At 72.5% G+C, this 15,456-nt stretch carries 16 protein-coding genes; 4 read left to right on the forward strand and 12 right to left on the reverse strand.

Annotation, left to right across the window (positions count from 1 at the left end; genetic code table 11):
* Nucleotides 1-158 precede the first annotated feature (158 nt).
* Nucleotides 159-1,883 (forward strand): cation:proton antiporter, encoded by a 1,725-nt coding sequence (locus tag ACTXG6_RS44095; protein ID WP_445185238.1) that lies wholly within the window; start codon nt 159-161, stop codon nt 1,881-1,883.
* A gap of 109 nt (nt 1,884-1,992) precedes the next feature.
* Here the strand turns inward: ACTXG6_RS44095 and ACTXG6_RS44100 are convergent, their stop codons facing one another.
* From ACTXG6_RS44100 to ACTXG6_RS44110, 3 genes are all read right to left on the reverse strand, one after another.
* Complete coding sequence (locus ACTXG6_RS44100) at nt 1,993-2,331, reverse strand: VOC family protein (RefSeq protein WP_445185239.1); 339 nt, start codon at nt 2,329-2,331, stop codon at nt 1,993-1,995.
* Nucleotides 2,332-2,421: 90 nt separating this feature from the next.
* Nucleotides 2,422-3,372, reverse strand: a complete 951-nt coding sequence (locus tag ACTXG6_RS44105; RefSeq protein WP_445185240.1) for a D-cysteine desulfhydrase family protein — start codon at nt 3,370-3,372, stop codon at nt 2,422-2,424.
* A 41-nt stretch (nt 3,373-3,413) separates the two neighbouring features.
* Entirely contained in the window at nt 3,414-3,842 is a 429-nt protein-coding gene (locus tag ACTXG6_RS44110) for a hypothetical protein (RefSeq protein ID WP_445185241.1), read from the reverse strand.
* 293 nt (nt 3,843-4,135) lie between these two features.
* Here ACTXG6_RS44110 and ACTXG6_RS44115 point away from each other — a divergent pair, with 293 nt between their 5' ends.
* The 3 genes from ACTXG6_RS44115 to ACTXG6_RS44125 all read left to right on the forward strand — a co-directional run bounded on the left by ACTXG6_RS44115 (nt 4,136) and on the right by ACTXG6_RS44125 (nt 6,642).
* On the forward strand, nt 4,136-4,864 hold the full coding sequence (locus ACTXG6_RS44115) for a TetR family transcriptional regulator (protein WP_445185242.1): 729 nt from the start codon (nt 4,136-4,138) through the stop codon (nt 4,862-4,864).
* Nucleotides 4,865-4,947: 83 nt separating this feature from the next.
* The gene (locus ACTXG6_RS44120; RefSeq protein ID WP_445185243.1) at nt 4,948-5,685 is read left to right on the forward strand and encodes an SDR family oxidoreductase; all 738 of its coding nucleotides are present in this window, start codon (nt 4,948-4,950) and stop codon (nt 5,683-5,685) included.
* 66 nt (nt 5,686-5,751) lie between these two features.
* On the forward strand, nt 5,752-6,642 hold the full coding sequence (locus tag ACTXG6_RS44125) for an SDR family NAD(P)-dependent oxidoreductase (RefSeq protein ID WP_445185244.1): 891 nt from the start codon (nt 5,752-5,754) through the stop codon (nt 6,640-6,642).
* Nucleotides 6,643-6,731: 89 nt separating this feature from the next.
* Here the strand turns inward: ACTXG6_RS44125 and ACTXG6_RS44130 are convergent, their stop codons facing one another.
* From ACTXG6_RS44130 to ACTXG6_RS44170, 9 genes are all read right to left on the reverse strand, one after another.
* Nucleotides 6,732-7,550 (reverse strand): MOSC domain-containing protein, encoded by an 819-nt coding sequence (locus tag ACTXG6_RS44130; RefSeq protein WP_445185245.1) that lies wholly within the window; start codon nt 7,548-7,550, stop codon nt 6,732-6,734.
* A 118-nt stretch (nt 7,551-7,668) separates the two neighbouring features.
* Nucleotides 7,669-8,640 carry an ABC transporter permease gene (locus tag ACTXG6_RS44135; RefSeq protein ID WP_445185246.1) on the reverse strand — a complete coding sequence of 324 codons (972 nt, stop codon included), beginning with the start codon at nt 8,638-8,640 and terminating at the stop codon, nt 7,669-7,671.
* Between the two features lie 3 nt (nt 8,641-8,643).
* A complete protein-coding gene (locus ACTXG6_RS44140) occupies nt 8,644-10,218 on the reverse strand; it encodes a sugar ABC transporter ATP-binding protein (protein ID WP_445185247.1) in 1,575 nt (524 codons plus the stop codon).
* Nucleotides 10,215-11,210, reverse strand: coding sequence for an ABC transporter permease (locus tag ACTXG6_RS44145; protein WP_445185248.1), 996 nt, complete (start codon nt 11,208-11,210; stop codon nt 10,215-10,217). The genes ACTXG6_RS44140 and ACTXG6_RS44145 overlap by 4 nt, the downstream gene beginning before the upstream one ends.
* Before the next feature lie 8 nt (nt 11,211-11,218).
* Nucleotides 11,219-12,343, reverse strand: coding sequence for a sugar ABC transporter substrate-binding protein (locus ACTXG6_RS44150; protein ID WP_445185249.1), 1,125 nt, complete (start codon nt 12,341-12,343; stop codon nt 11,219-11,221).
* A gap of 121 nt (nt 12,344-12,464) precedes the next feature.
* Nucleotides 12,465-13,523, reverse strand: coding sequence for a zinc-dependent alcohol dehydrogenase (locus ACTXG6_RS44155; protein ID WP_445185250.1), 1,059 nt, complete (start codon nt 13,521-13,523; stop codon nt 12,465-12,467).
* Between the two features lie 16 nt (nt 13,524-13,539).
* Nucleotides 13,540-14,310: an SDR family NAD(P)-dependent oxidoreductase gene (locus ACTXG6_RS44160; protein WP_445185251.1), complete on the reverse strand. Its 771-nt coding sequence runs from the start codon at nt 14,308-14,310 to the stop codon at nt 13,540-13,542.
* Complete coding sequence (locus ACTXG6_RS44165; protein WP_445185252.1) at nt 14,310-14,519, reverse strand: hypothetical protein; 210 nt, start codon at nt 14,517-14,519, stop codon at nt 14,310-14,312. The genes ACTXG6_RS44160 and ACTXG6_RS44165 overlap by 1 nt, the downstream gene beginning before the upstream one ends.
* A 47-nt stretch (nt 14,520-14,566) precedes the next feature.
* Nucleotides 14,567-15,454, reverse strand: a complete 888-nt coding sequence (locus ACTXG6_RS44170) for an SIS domain-containing protein (protein ID WP_445185253.1) — start codon at nt 15,452-15,454, stop codon at nt 14,567-14,569.
* Nucleotides 15,455-15,456: the final 2 nt, after the last annotated feature.

Raw genomic sequence — 15,456 nt, forward strand, 5'->3', positions numbered from 1 at the left:
CCCCTAGCCTCGGTCGCTCGACATGACCGCTCGATCTGACGCGCTCTCACCTGCTAAGTCTTATTTCAAGACTTAGCAGGTGATGGGCCACACCCAACGCGTTGCCGGCGAGCGGCAAAGATCGAGCCCGGCAGACTCACCTCGGAGGGGGCTCGAGGATGGACGGGATACAGCTGTTGCTGGTCATCGTGGGGGCCATCGCGGTCACCGCGGTGGCCCAGCGGCGCGGGCTGCAGCCGGCACTGGTCGTGGTGCTGATTGCGGCGGCGGTGTCGTTCGTGCCGGGGCTGCCCCGCTTCGAGCTGCCGCCGGAGCTGATCCTGAGCGTGGTGGTACCGCCGCTGCTGTACTCGGCCGCGCTGGACTTCTCCTTCGTCAGCTTCACCAAGGGGCTGCGCCCGATCCTGTCCCTCGGCGTCGGCATGGTGGTGGTCTCGACGCTGGTGACCGGAGTGGTCGCGACCTGGGCTGTGCCCGGGCTGACCCTCATCTCCGCACTGGTGCTGGGCGCGGTGGTGGCCCCGCCGGACGCGGTGACCGCACTGGCGATCGGGCGGCAACTGGGCCTACCCAGGCGGCTGATGGCCATCCTGACCGGCGAGAGCCTGGTCAACGACGCCGCCGCGCTGACCATCTTCAGCCTCACGGTGGCCGCGGCGACCGGCACCCACACGGTGCTGTCCAACCCGGTGCTGCTGTTCGGCTACGCGGCGGCGGTGGGCATCCTGCTCGGGCTCTGCGTGGCCTTCGTGGTGCAACAGATCCGACTGCGGTTGCGCGACAGCGGACTGGAGACCGCGCTGAGCCTGCTTGCGCCGTTCGTGGCCTACCTCGCGGCGGAGCAACTGCATGCCTCCGGCGTGCTCGCGGTCGTCGCGGCGGGCTTCTGGCTGGGGCATCACGATGCGGACGCGAACTTCGCCACCCGGCTGCAGGGCCGGCAGTTCTGGAACACCGCCGGCGTGCTGCTCGAGGCCTTCGTGTTCGCCTACATGGGACTGCAGTGCCGCTTCGTGTTCGAGGATCTGGCGCGGTCCGGGATGCCGGCCGGCACGTTCGCGCTGGCGGCGGCCGCGGTCTTCGCCGCCGTGCTGCTGATCCGGCCGGTGTGGGTGTTCCTGACCTACGGCAACCAGCTGCTGTGGAGCAGGGCACTGCGCCGGCTCGCCGCGCTGCCGCGTTTCGCCCGGACGGCCGCCGACCGGTCGGAACGGCAGCGGGGGAAAGGCGGCCCGGAGCCGGCCCCACCGCAGCAGGTGGCGTGGGGCAACCTGGTGGTCGTCTCCTGGACCGGCATGCGCGGCGTGATCACCCTGGCGGCCGCCGCCGGCATCCCGGTACTGGCCGTCGGCGGCGCCCCGTTCCCCGGGCGGGCGGCGATCCAGGCGCTCGCGTTCGTGGTCACCGTGGGCACCATCCTGCTGCAGGGGCTGACCTTGCCGCCGCTGGTCCGGGCCCTCGGCATCAGCGCGCCGGAGGCCGAGCAGCGCGCGCGGGCGCACGAGCTGCGGCGGGCCAGGGAGATCTCCCGGGCGGCGACCCGCGAGGTGCTCAAGGCGGCCCGCACGGATCCGCCGCCGGGCGCCAACCCCGCCGTCGTCGAGTACGTGGTGGACAGGACGAAGGCGGCGGTGGACGCGCGCCGGGAGTTGGACGCGCGGGAGAGCGCGGACGCCGAGGAGGACGCCGCCACCCCGAGCACCACCTGGCTCTCGGTCGAGGAGACCACCCGGGCGCTGCGCCGGGACATGTACGCCGCGCAGCGCAAGGCACTGGTCGAGGCCCGCAACGCCGGCGAGCTGGACGACGAGGTGATGCGCGGCGAGCTGGAGCACCTGGACTACGAGGAGGCGGCCACCGCCTTCGACCGGGGGGCGCCCTGATCTGTCGGGAGACGCTCGCCTGGCGTCGGCGCGGGTACGGGCCCGGCGTCGGCGTCGCCCGGGTACGGACCGGCGGCGCCGCCCGGGTACGGGCCGGCGTCGGTGCGGCTTAGCGGGCGGCGTACACCACCATCGTGTTGCCCCACGGGTCGCGGGCGACCGCGCGGACCTCGTGCGGGCCCTGCTCGGCGGGTCGGATGACGCTGCCGCCGGCCTCGGTGATCGCGGCCAGCGCCGCCGCCACATCCGGCACCTTGAACGACACCGCGGCGACTCCGCCGGTGACGTCCTCCTCGGGCCCGGCCAGCGCCAGCGTGGTGCCGCCGGCGTCGAGCGCGGCGTACCGGTCGCCGTCGGCGAACTTGAGCCCGAGCCCGAACGCCTCCCGGTAGAACGTCACCGCCGCCGCCACGTTGCCGACCGGGTGCAGCACATTGCCCACCTTCACGGGGGGTGTCTCGTCAGGCACAGGCATTCCTCTCAGTCTCGACGAACCCTAAATCCCCGACCCTCACCCCGCCCGTCGGTCTGGCGATCACTACCACTCACGGGCTGAGGTGTGCCCGAACAGACCGGGGAGGCCGCCGCTGTGCAGGAACACGGTGCGCTCCCCCGGCCGGATCTCGCCGGCGGCCACCGCGGCAGTCAGCCCGGCGAAGGCCTTCGCGGTGTATACGGGGTCGAGCGCGAGGCCTTCGGTGCGGGCCACGTCGGTCATCGCGCGGCGGGCGGCGTCGGTGAGCTGGCCGTAGCCAGCGCCGACCTGGTCACCGTGCAGCCGCAGGCCGTCGCCGGAGCCGCCGAGTGCCGCCACCATGGCGCGAACCCGTACCGCCGGATCTCCCACCGCGCCGGAGTCCACCCCGAGCACCCGGGCAGCACCCAGGCCGGCGACCAGTCCGGCCATCGTGCCGCCGGAACCCACCGAGACCACCAGGTGATCCATGCCGGGTACCTGCGAGGTCAGCTCGGCGGCGCAGCCGAGGTAGCCCCGGGAGCCGATCGGCCCGGAACCGCCGAACGGCACCAGGTACGGGCGGGCGCCGGCGGTCCGCAGTTCGTCGGCCAGCCCGTTGGCGCGGGCCTCCAGGGCGGTATCGTCCGCGGCGCCGGCCCAGTGCAGCTCGGCGCCCAGCAGGTGGTCCAGCACCAGGTTGCCGGTCGACTCGTCGGGCGGCGAACCGGCCAGTACCAGCAGGCAGCGCAGCCCCAGTTTGGCCGCCGCGGCGGCGGTCGAGCGGGCGTGGTTGCTCTGCGCGGCGCCGGTCGTGACCAGGGTGTCCGCGCCGGCCGCCAGCGCCGCGCCGGCGGTGTGCTCCAGCTTGCGGACCTTGTTGCCGCCGCCGGCCAGCCCGGTCAGGTCGTCACGCTTGATCCACAGGTCGTCCGGCCGCAGCCCGATCCGCTCGGCGAGGCGGGGCGCGGGCTCCAGCGGGGTCGGCCAGCTGCCCAGTCGCACCACCTGCCCGCCCGCCGCGTAAGAGGTCACGCCGTGACGTTACCGACCGGCGCGGGCAGCGGCCGGGCGGTTCAGTGTCCTGAGTCGACGAGCCGGTGCCGGCCGGCCGGTTGCAGGTCGGTGTCGGTGGGCGGCGCACTGCGCTGCGCGGGCACCAGCGCGGACACGGCGTCCGCGTCGTCGGCCCTGGCGTGCCGGCCGGGCGCGGAGCTGACCTCGGCGTTCTTCTGCTCGGCGAGCGACTTCGCGGCCCGCCAACGCACTCCGGTCAACACCGTCAGCAGGAGGACCAGGCCGGCGGGGATCAGCAGTGCCGGGGACGCGATCATGGCCAGCAGGCCGAGCGCGGCGGTGGCCCAGAACAGCCAGGGCAGCGCCGGCGGCCGCTTCGCCACAAAGCGCAACGTCCTCGGCGTGGGGACCCACCGGGTGGCCCCCGCCTGGGACCCGGCATTCGTCTCGGCGGGCGGGGCTGGGGAGTCGAGCGGCGATACGTTCATGGCGGGCGGTGTCCTCCCGGGGCGGTGTGTCCTGTTCATCGGACCGAGCCGCACAGCGTTACCGCCAGCACACCGCGTCTCGCTCGCACAGACCCGGTGCAGCCGGCACAGGCAGCGCCCGCACACCGCATGATCAATTCAACCCCAGCTGGCCTCGACCAAGGAGATCAGCCGGCTGAGGTTGAGCTCGACGGATCCATGGCGCAGCCCGGAGCGACGAGACCGTCAGCCGCGTAACGATGCTTACGAATTCGTGCTAGCGCTACTACCAGCGGCGTGGTAGCGTCGTTTACATGAACACGAGAACACGGATACTCGAAGCGGCGACGGTGTTGCTCGCCGAGTCTCCGTCCGGGGACATCTCGACCAGGGCGGTGTGCGATGCCGCCGGAGTCGGCGCCCCCGCGCTGTACCGGCAGTTCGGCGACAAGGAGGGGTTGCTGTCCGCCGTCGTCGACAACGCGTTCGACAGGTACCTGGCCACCAAGCGGGCCGCCACCCCGTCCGAGGATCCGGTGCACGACCTGCGCAGCGGCTGGGACAGCCATGTCGCGTTCGCCCAGGCGAACCCGAACTACTACCGACTGATGCATTCCCCCGCAATGGGCAGAGTGGCGACCCCTCCCGCCTCGGCCGAGGCATACCGGCTGCTCACGGTGGTCCTGGAGCGGTGCGCGGCGGCCGGTCGGCTGAAGGTGTCCACCGACGTCGCGGCGCAGATGATCATGACGGCGAACGTCGGCGTCTCGCTGCTGACGATCAGCCAGCCGGACACCTACCGGGACCCGGAACTGCCGAGGCGGGTGCGGGACGCGGTACACGCCGCCGTACTCGCCGAACCGAGGACCACCGGGGAGCCGGGCTCCGCGGCTGAACCGGACGCCGTCGATGACCGTGCCGAGACGAGCCGGGTCGCCGCCGGACTGGCAGCCCTGTTGCGCCGGTCGCCGGCCGGGTCACTGAGCGAGGGCGAGGCCGCCCTGCTGCAGGAATGGCTGGCCAGGCTCTCCGACAACGAGTAACCCAGAACAGCACGAACCAACGGAACGGACGGCGCCCCCGGCGCCGCCCGGCGGACAGACACACCCACATCGAGGAGATCGTCATGACCAGCACCGAGCAGCGCGTCGCCATCGTGACCGGCGGATCGAGGGGCATCGGCCGGGAGACCGCCGAGAGGCTCGCCGCCGACGGGTTCGCCGTCGTCATCAACTACGCCGGCAACAAGGCCGAGGCGGACGCCGCCGTGGAGGCCATCCAGAAGGCCGGCGGCCAGGCCGTCGCGGCCCAGGCCGACGTCGCCGACGAGACCGCCGTGTCGGCCGTCTTCGACCTCGCCGAGCAGACCTACGGCGGTGTCGACGTGGCCGTGCACGCCGCTGGCATCATGACCCTCGCTCCCCTGGTCGACCTGGACCTGGACGACTTCGACCGGATGAGCCGCACCAACATCCGGGGCACGTTCGTCGTCGACCAGCAGGCCGCCCGCCGGCTGCGCCCCGGTGGCGCGATCATCAACTTCTCCACCACGGTGGTCGGCCTGAAGCTGCCGACCTACACCGCCTACGCCGCCACCAAGGGCGCGGTCGAGGCGCTCACCACGATCCTGGCCAAGGAACTGGGCACCCGGGACATCACGGTCAACGCGGTCGCCCCCGGCCCCACCGCGACCGCGCTGTTCCTGGACGGCAAGGACGACGAGCTGATCGCCCGGATGGCCGCGCAGAACCCGAGGGGCCGCCTCGGTACCCCGGCCGACATCGCCGAGGTCGTCGCCTTCCTGGCCGGGCCGGGCCGCTGGGTCAACGGCCAGGTCATCCGCGTCAACGGCGGCATCGCCTGACCCGCACCGCACCGCTCACCGCTGTGCGATCCCGTTCGCCCCCATTCGACACGAGGAGAGTTCGCCATGTCCAAGACCATCCTGATCAGCGGTGCTTCCAGCGGTTTCGGCGCCCTCACCGCTCGGCTGCTGGCCGACGCCGGGCACACCGTCTACGCCGGTATGCGCAACGTGACCGGCCGCAACGCCGAGGCCGCCAATGCCGCCGCCGCCTACTCCGCCGAGCACAGCGTGACCCTGCGCCCGGTGGAGCTGGACGTCAGCTCCGACGACTCCGCGGCGGCCGCCGTCGCCACCGTGCTCAGCGAGCGGGAGCACCTCGACGTGCTGGTGCACAACGCCGGCCACATGGTGACCGGACCGGCCGAGGCCTTCACCCCGGAGCAGCTCGCCGCGCTGTACGACACCAACGTGCTGGGTACCCAGCGGCTCAACCGGGCGGCGCTGCCGCACATGCGGGAGCGCGGCGACGGCCTGCTGGTCTGGGTCGGCAGCTCCAGCTCGCGCGGCGGCACCCCGCCCTACCTGGCGCCCTACTTCGCCGCCAAGGCCGCGATGGACACGCTGGCGGTCAGCTACGCGCTCGAGCTCTCCCGGTTCGGCATCGAGACCTCGATCATCGTGCCCGGCTCGTTCACGCACGGCACCAACCACTTCGCGCACAGCGGCAGCCCGGCGGACCAGGCCGTGGCGGACGCCTACGAGAACCGCTACGCCGGTCTGATGGACCAGGTCGGGCAGAAGCTCGCCGAGATCGAACCGACCTGGGCGGACCCCACCGAGGTGGCCCGCGCGATCGTCACGGTAGTGGACACCGAGAAGGGCCGGCGGCCGTACCGGGTGCACATCGACCCCTCCGACGACGGCGCCGCGGTGGTCTTCGCGGTCGGCGACCGGATCAGGGCGGACTTCCTGCGCCGCATCGGCCTGGACGACCTGCTGCACCCCGCCGCCTGACGCACAGACCCCGGCTCGCACAGACCGGCCGCGGGCCGCACAGCCCCTGCAGACTCTGTGCGGGCCGCGGCCGCTGTGTGCGAGCCGAATTAGTTGAGCGTCACCTGGTCGCCGGTGTGGATGGTGCCACCGGAGAGCACTTCCAGGTAGACCCCGGCGCAGGGCAGCACGCCGAAGCCGGGCACGTCCACCCGGTTCTCCGCCATCGGCGTCCGGACCGCGTGCGGCGCGCGCGGCAGCGCGCCGTGCTCCAGGGTGGGCACCGCGCAGCGCGGGGTGGGCAGCGAGCCACGCACCCGGATGCCGCCGTGGCCGTCGACACCGCCGATCCGCAGCTCCCGGCCGACCCACTCGTTCTCCGCCCAGGCCGGGTAGCCCGCCGGCGTGGTCACCACCAGGTTCGGCCGGTAGCGCTCCGCCTCGGCGCCGATCCGCTCCAGTGTCGCGGTGGTGATCAGGTGCAGTGGCGCGTAGTCGACGAACGAGGTGCCCGGGGTGCCCTGGGAGATCTCCAGGGTGGCGTACTCGACCTCGGCCTCGACCCCGTGCTCCAGTACGTCCTCCGGGGCGGGCCGCTCCACCTCCGCGCCCGAGGCACGCTCGCTGGCCAGGTGCACCTGCCGGCCGAGCAGCCCGGAGAGCAGCTCGTCGATGCCCTGCTCGTCGGCGGCCACGGTCCCCCCGCCGGGCAGCTGGATACGCACCCGGCCCGGGCCGCCGGTGGCCGCGAACTGGAGCAGCCCGCGCCACAGTCGGGGATGCTTCGCGGTCGCCACCCGCCCGGTCGCGACGTCGACCAGCGCGAGGCGGCGATCACCCTCGGCGCCCCGCTCGTCGACCGCGATGCTCTGCACCGTCTCGCCGAGCATCGACTTCACCGGGTAACGCCGCACCGTGACGACCTGCACCGGGATCCTCCCAACCGCCGCAGCCGCGGCTCCCCACCTGCCTGTTGTTGCCGAGCTGCACGACAGGCAGCCAGATCCATGATCGAACCTGCCTGGTGTGCAGCTCGGTAACACGCTCCTACTTCACGATATCGACCCGGCGGCGGTCCAGGGTGAGCGCGACGGCGGCCACGATGACCGTGCCGTACACGATCTGCTCGTAGCTCGGCGGCACCCCGACCACGCTCATGCCCACCCGCAGTACCACCACCAGCAACGTACCGACCAGGGTGCGCAGCGGTCCGCCGATGCCGCCGGTGATCACCGTGCCGCCCACCACGACGGCCGCGATGGACGGCAGCTGCAGCGAGTCGGCGAGTGAGGGCGCCCCGCTGAACTGGGACGCGGCCAGCACCATCGCGGCCAGCCCCGCGCACAGCCCGGACAGCGCGAACGCGAGCACCCGCAGCCGGAACGTGCGCCCGCCGGACATCTGCGCGGCGCGCTCGGCGAGGCCCATCGCGTGCAGCGACCGTCCCCGCGTCAGCGCCCGCATCAGCACCGCGGCCAGCAGCACCGCGCCGATCGCCATGATCGCCGACACCGGCAGCCCGGCCACCCGCAGGTCGCGCAGCCAGAAGATGGTGTTGTAGCCCTTGGTGATCGAGATGGTGGACGAGCCGGACACCGCCAACGCGGCACCGGCCCACAGCCCCATCGTGCCCAGCGTGACCACGAAGGACGGGATCTGGGCATAGGCGCAGACCAGGCCGTTGAGCGCACCGGCCAGGGTCAGTGCGAGCAGCACCGCCAGCGCGCCGAGCGGCCCCCCGATCGGCAGCCACAGCGCCAGCAGCACGGTGCCGAACGAGGCGAGGACGGCCTGGGACAGGTCGATGCCGCCGGTCAGGATGACGAAGGTCTGGCCGAGCGCGAGCAGCAGCAGCGGCGCGGTGCCCTCGAGCAGCGTGCGCAGGCTGGTGACACTGAGGAACGACGGCCGCTGGCTGGCGACGGCGAGGATCAGCACGAGCAGGACGACGGCGGGCACGCCGGCGATCAGCCGCCGGGACAACCCCGCGGAACCCTGCGACACCGGGACAGTGGACATCGGCTACACCATCTGCTCGACGAGATCGACCTGGGTGGGCTTGGCGCCGGGCTCGGCGTCGAACCGGGCGGCGACCTGGCCGTCCCGCATCACGATCACCCGGTGGCTGAGCGCGATCGTCTCCTCCAGGGTGTCCGAGAGCAGCACGATCGCGAGCCCCCGCCCGCACATCTCGCGGACGAACCGGTAGACGTCCTCCTTGGCGCCGACGTCGAGGCCCCGGGTCGGGTGGTCCAGCACCAGTACCCGCAGCCTCGGCGAGCAGAGCCACTTGGCCAGCGCGACCTTCTGCTGGTTGCCGCCGGACAGGGTGGCCACGTCGGTGCCCGGGCCGGGTGTGCGGATACGCAGCCGCTCGATCCACTCACCGACCAGGGCGGCGCGCTTCGACGGCACCGCGAACGGCCCGGCCGACACCGACGAGGCGTCCGCCAGCAGGATGTTCTCCGCCACCGACATGCCCATCGCCACGCCCTCGAAGCGGCGCTCGGCGGGGATGTAGCCGATGCCGGCGCGCACCGCGTCGGCCGGCACCCGGAACCGCACCGGTTTGCCGGCCACCCGCAGCTCGCCGCCGTCCAGCGGCTCGGCGCCGAAGATCGCCCGGCACAGGTCCTCGCGCCCGGAGCCGAGCACACCGGCGATCCCGAGCACCTCGCCCCGGCGGACCGAGAGCGACACGTCGGAGAACCGCCCGCGTAGGCTCAGCCCGACCCCGCCGAGCACCTCCTCGGCGTCGGTCACCGGCCCCTGCTCGTCCTCCCGGTAGTACTGCCCGGTGCTGGAACGGCCCACCATCAGCCGGTACAGCTCCTGGGTGTCCACCGAGTCCGGTGTGCGCTCGGCCACGCAGCGGCCGTCCTTGAGCACGTAGACCCGGTCGGAGACCCGCAGCACCTCGTCCAGCCGGTGCGAGACGAAGATGACCGAGGCCCGCGTGCGCAGCCGCTCGATCTGGGTGAACAGCATGTCCAGGTCCTCGCCGGCCAGCACCGAGGTCGGCTCGTCGAACACCACCACCGGTTCGGCGTGTGCCGTGCCGTCGCCCGGGCCGCCTCCCGGTCGATCGACCAGATCCTCCACCGAGATGGCCTTGACCACCTCGATCATCTGCCGCTGGGCGAAGGTGAGGGTGTTCACCGTGGCCGTCGGCGAGATCTTCGACCCGATCTTGGCCAGCTGCTCGCGGGCCCGCGCGTTCAGGTCGGACCAGCGGTAGAACCCGCCGCGCACCGACCGGCCCTCCGCGCCGAGCAGCAGGTTCTCCGCCACCGACACCGACCCGACCAGCGACTGCTCCTGGTGCACGATGCCGATGCCCGCGCGAGCCGCCTCCCGGGGGCCGCGGAAGCGGGCCGGCTCGCCGCGCACCAGCAGCTCGCCCTCGTCCTGCTGGTACACCCCGGAGAGGATCTTCAGCAGGGTGGACTTGCCGGCCCCGTTCTCGCCGATCAGCCCGACCACCTCGTGCGGGCGGACCTCGATGCTCACCTCGTCCAGGGCCACCACACCGGGGAACCGCTTCGTCACCCCGCGCAGCTCGAGCACCGGCGCGCCTGTCTCGATCGGCCCGCTCATTTGATCACCCGCAACCTGTGACGCTGGGTCCACGCGGTGGCCGCGATGGCCGCCACGATGACCACGCCCTGCACGGAACGCTGGATGGACGGGTCGATGCCGACCAGGATCAGGCCGTTGGCCAGCACGCTGATCAGCAGCGCGCCGACCAGCGTCTGCGGCACGCCGCCCCGGCCACCGGTCAGCGCGGTACCGCCGACCACCACGGCGGTGATGGTGGCGAACATCTGCCCGGAGCCGACCTGCACGTCGCCCACCCCCAGTTGGGTGGACGCCATCGCGCCGGCCAGCCCGGAGGCGGTGCCGGCCAGCACGAACGCGTAGAGCTTGTAGCGCGCCACCGACACCCCGGCGAGCCGGGCGATCTGCTCGTCACCGCCGATCAGCAGGATGTAGCGCCCGATCCTGGTGAACTTCTGGATCAGGTAGCCGAGCACCAGCACCGCGACCGCGATGATCACCAGTCGGGGCATCCCGGCGATCCGCTCGGTGCCCCAGGCGCGCAGCCCGTCGTCCAGCAACTGGGGCGGCTGACCGCCGAACAGCACCGTGGCGATGCCGATGCCGATCGCCCCGGTGCCCAGCGTGACCATGAACGACGGGATCTTCAGCCGGGTGTGCAACAGCCCGTTCACCAGCCCGAACAGCGCCCCGACCGCCGTGCCGACGAGCACCGCGACATAGCCGAGGTGGTTGCCGTTGCGGTCGTTCGCGGCGAGCAGCACGGTGACCAGCGAGCTGGTCGCCATCACGCCCTCGATGGACAGGTCCACGCCGCCGAGCAGGATAACGAAGGTGGCACCGGTGGCCAGCACCAGCAGGATCGTCGCCTGGTTGGCGATGCTGCCGGCGTTGGCAAGGGTGAAGAACTGGCCGGTGACCAGCGAGAAGACCACCACCAGCAGGGCCAGTGCGAGTACCGGCCCGGCGTCGAGTACCCGCCGCCCGAGCGGCACGGCGGTCGGCGACCCGGTGGTCGCCCGCGTCGTCACCGCGGTGCTCACTGCAGGGGTCCCACGTTCCTGGCCTGCGGGTTGGCGAAGTCGGGGGCCAGGTCGGCCGCCGTCGGGGTCTTGAGGAAGTCGGCGACGTTGGCCTTGGTCACCAGGAACTCCTTGCCGTAGAACGAGCGGCTCGCCGGCGGAGCGGTGGCCACGTCGAACTTGCCGGTGGCCGCCGCGTAGGCCAGCGCCAGCCCGGCGCCGCCCTGCCAGTAGGCGTCGGTGGACACGGTGGCGAGGTAGCCGGTGTTGCCGGCCTGGATGTCCTGCAGGGCCTCCGGGACGGCGTCGCTGGCGCCCACGATCGGCACCTTGCCGACCAGCCCGACCGCGCGCAGCGCCTGGATCGCGCCCAGCGCCATGTCGTCGTTGGCCGCCCAGACGCCCCGGACCTGCCCGGCGTGCTTGGCCAACAGTGTCTGGGTGACCTGGAAGGCCTCGTTGCGGGTCCAGTGCGCGGTCTGCTGGTCGAGCAGCTGCACACCGGGGGTCTCCGACAGCGCCTTCCGCAGGCCGGCGAAGCGCTCCTTGGCCGGGACGTCGTCCAGGATGCCCTGCAGCGCGATGATGCCGCCGGTGTTGTTCATCCCGGCGAACAGCGCCTTCGCCGTCTGGTAGCCGCCGGTGTTGCCGTCGAACCCGATGTGCGCGACCCAGGAGTTGCCCACCTGCTCCGGGGTCAGCCCGTCCGGCTTGTTCCACTGGGTGACCACGAAGCCGCCGGCGTCCTGCACCGCGCGCACGATGGCCTGGGTGTCCGAGGTGGTGTTCGGGTCGGCGTTGAGCACCACGGTCTTGCCGCTGGACAGCACCGACTTGATCTGGTTGAGCTGCTGCTGCGAGTCGCCACCGTCGGTCAGCGTCTGCACCGGCAGGCCCACCGAGGCGGCGAACATCTCGCCGCCCTTGGCCCACTCCGCGTGGTACGGGTTGGACAGGCTGCGGATCGCCTGCACCAGCACCAGGTCCTTGGCGTTCACCGGCTTGCCCTGGTTCGGGCTGCTCTCACTGGCCGAGGAGCAGCCGGTGGCGGCCAGCGCGACCAGGCCGAGGCAGGCCACGCCGAGACGGGCCCGCCGCGACCACACCCGGCCGGGCCGCGAACGTCGGTTCGGAGTACTCATCATCGAGCCCCTCAAGGTTTGGCCGGCGGCAGCCGGCGCGGACGGGATGGATCGGGACGAGTGGAAACAGGACGGTTCGGACCGGGGCGGGCCGGCGCCGGCCGGGTCGGGGCGCGCACGGTCAGCGCGCTCCGGTCCCGCCGTCGACCGAGACGAGCACTTTCACCTGCTCCGGGTCGATGGCGGCCGCGAACGCCTCGGCCGCCCGGTCCAGCGGGAAGGTCGCGGTGAGCAGGTCGTCGGCGCCGACCGCGCCGCCGGCCAGCAGGTCGATGGCCCGCTGAACGTCCTGCCGCACGTACATGAGGCTGCCGATCACCGAGATCTCCCGGTCCTGCACCAGGTGCAGCGGGATGGTGGTCGGGCCGGCCGCGATGCCGACGACCAGCACCGTGCCGCCCTTGTCCACCAGCTCGACGGCCTGGGTCATGGAGCTCTGGATGGCCACGCAGTCCAGCACGACGTCGGCCCCGTCACCGAGCGCGCGGCGGGCCTGCTCGACCAGGTCGGCGTCCGTGGCGTCCAGCGCGGCGTCGGCGCCGAGCCGCCGCGCCCGGTCCCGCTTGGCCGCCAGCACGTCGGTCACCACGACCACCTCGGCGCCGGCCGCCCTGGCCGCCACCAGCGCCAGCAGACCGATCGGCCCGGCACCGAGGACGGCGACCCGGCTGCCCGGCCCGATGCCGGCCCGGCGCACCGCGTGCACCGGGGTGGCCAGCGGCTCGATCAGCGCGGCGAGCTCGAAGGAGAGGCCGTCCGGCAGCCGGTGCAACCGGTCGGCGGCCACCACGAACTCGTCCGCCATCGCGCCGACGGTCTGGCAGCCGAACACGGCCAGGTTGCGGCAGATGTTGTAGCGCCCGTCCAGGCACTGCCGGCACTTGCCGCAGACCAGGTTCGGCTCCAGCACCACCCGGTCGCCCTCGGCGAGGTCGTCCACCCCCGGGCCGACCGCCGCGACCACACCGACCACCTCGTGCCCCGGCCGGTAGGGCAGCGGCATGAACGGGTGCTCGCCGGCGCAGGCGTGGGTGTCGGAGCCGCAGATGCCGACCAGCCGGCTCCGGACCAGCACCTCCCGCTCGGCCGGCGCACCCGGCCACGGCACCCGTTCGACCTGGATGTCCGCCGCGGAGTTCACCACCACCTGCCGCATCGCGGCCGGACGCTCGGTGCTCATCACTGCCTCCCGCTGCTCAATAGACCGTGTAGCCGCCGTCCACGACCAGCACGGAGCCGGTCATGAACGACGACGCGTCGCTGGCCAGGAAGACCACGGTCGGGGCGATCTCGGCCGGCTCGGCCGCGCGCTTCTGCGGTACGTCCTCGATCCAGTGCTGTTGGAACTCCGGCTTGTGCACCGGCGCCATCTCGGTGCTGACGTAACCCGGCGCCACCGCGTTGACCCGGATCCCGACCGGGGCCCACTCGGCGGCCAGCGACTTGGTCAGCTGGTGCACGGCCGCCTTCGAGGCGTTGTACGCGGGCTGCCACTGCGGCCGGTTGACGATCATCGCGGAGATCGAGCCGACGTTCACGATGGTGCCGCCGCCGTGCTCCCTCATGTAGCCGCCGGCCGCGCGGCTGCACTTCCACAGCGCCCGCACGTTGAGGTCGAACACCGAGTCCCACTCGTCGTCGGTGACGTCCCAGGACGGGTTGTGTATGCAGGTGCCGGCGTTGTTGACCAGGATGTCCAGGCCGCCCAGCTCGGCGGCGGCGGTGGCCACCGCGCGGTCGACGTCGGCGCCGGCCGCGATGTCGCCGGAGATGGCGAGCACCTCGAAGCCCTCGGCGGCGGCCTCGGCGACCACGGCGGCGTTGCGCTCCGCGTCCCTGGCGACCAGTGCCACCGTGGCCCCGGCCTGGGCCAGTGCGAGTACGAAGGCCTTGCCGAGGCCGCGGTTGCCGCCGGTCACCAGTGCGGTGCGGCCGTCCAGCCGGAAGGTGTCCAGTACGCCGGCCATCAGAGCACGCCGCCCGGGTTGACGGGAGCGGTCACGTTCTGGCAGCCGATGCCGGCCGCCCCGGGGCAGGTCATGCGGGGGTAGGTCGTGCGGTTGTGGGTCATGGGTGCCAGTGTCTTCGGATCGAAGGCACCGGTGGCAACCTTCACCGCAAGATCGAAGCCCTGCCGCCCGGCCAGGCCCGGCGAGCCACGGTCGACGTCGTCCACGGGCCGCACCTCCTCGTGCATCAGAAAGCACTTGTAATTACAGGATGTCAAGAGATCGGGGTGTCCGAGCTGCCCCGGAACGCGGACAGCGCCTCCTTCATCTCGCGGAGCCGCTCCAGGTGCTCCGGGCCGCGCCGGACCGCGACCGCGGTCGCCAGGATGTCCACCAGGACCAGGCCGGCCAGCCTGCTCACCGTCGGGGTGTAGATGTCGGTGTCCTCGAACGTGCGCAGCACCAGCACCACGTCGGCCAGCTCGGCCAGCGGCCCCGGCCCGCCGGTCACCGCGAGCACCGTGGCGCCGTTCTTCTTGGCCCGCTCGGTCACCTCCAGCACCGAGGTGGTCCGCCCGGTGTTGGACACGGCCACGACGACGGTGCCGGCCCCGCACATGGAGGCCGCCATGTACTGCTGGTGCACGTCGACCGGGGCCGAGCAGGGCACCCCGAACAGCACACCCTGCTGCGCCGCGTCCTGCGCGATGATCCCGGAGGCGCCGAGGCCGACGAACAGCACGTTGCGGGCGCCGACCAGCACGTCCACCGCCTCGGTCAGCCGGGCCGTGTCCAGCGCGCGGCGGGCGCGGTCCAGGCTGCTCAGGGTGTGGTCGAAGATCTTGCTGGCCATCGCCTCGACCGAGTCGTCCGGGGCGATCGCGGAGTGGGTCACCGGTATCCCGATGGCCAGTGCCTGGGCCAGCCCGAGCTTGAACGACTGGAACCCGGCGAAACCGAGGCCGGTGCAGAACCGCATCACGGTCGGCTCGCTGACGCCGGCGGCCTCGGCCAGCGCCGCCATGCTGTAGGTCAGCGCGCGGTCCGGGTCGGCCAGCACCGCCGAGGCGACCTTGCGCTCCGAGGGGCGCATCCGCTCCAGGCCGCCGGTGAGCTGCTCCAGCAGCGGCGCATCGGTGGGGTCATGCGTGGGGTCAGGCATGG

The organism is Pseudonocardia sp. Cha107L01 (genome assembly GCF_052566575.1).